The organism is Streptomyces millisiae (assembly GCF_031845425.1).
GTDB lineage: Bacteria > Actinomycetota > Actinomycetes > Streptomycetales > Streptomycetaceae > Streptomyces > Streptomyces millisiae.
Map to the genome: position 1 here is coordinate 1 of NZ_JAVREM010000342.1, position 435 is coordinate 435.

At 65.7% G+C, this 435-nt stretch carries 1 protein-coding gene; it reads left to right on the forward strand.

What is annotated here, in order from left to right; translation table 11 throughout:
• The coding region (locus tag RNC47_RS36990; protein ID WP_311605254.1) for a low temperature requirement protein A at positions 1-435 on the forward strand (435 nt) is incomplete at both ends.

The window sequence follows — 435 nt, forward strand, 5'->3', positions numbered from 1 at the left end:
GGTCCACCGACGCCATCCTGCTCGTAGCCTCCGGAATCGGGCTCACCTTCGGGATGTGGTGGGTGTACTTCCTGGTGCCGGCCGGCGCATTGCTGCATGCCCAGCGCAGGCTCTCGTTCTGGTACGGATATCTGCACCTGGCGGTGTACGCGGCGATCGTGGCCACCGGCGCCGGATTACACGTGGCGGCCTATTACGTCGACGGTCAATCGAAGCTGGATTCCGTCGACACCGTGCTGGCAGTGGCGATTCCGGTCGGCATCTACCTGGCCGCGATGTTCGTCATCTACTCACTTCTGGTCGGCGATTTCGATCTGCTGCTCGCACTGTTGCTGGTGCTGGCCGCGGCGGTGCTCGTGGCCGCAGTGGCGCTGGCGGCGGGCGGGACGTCGATGGCGGTGTGTCTTCTGGTCGTGACCGCGGCCCCTGTGGTGG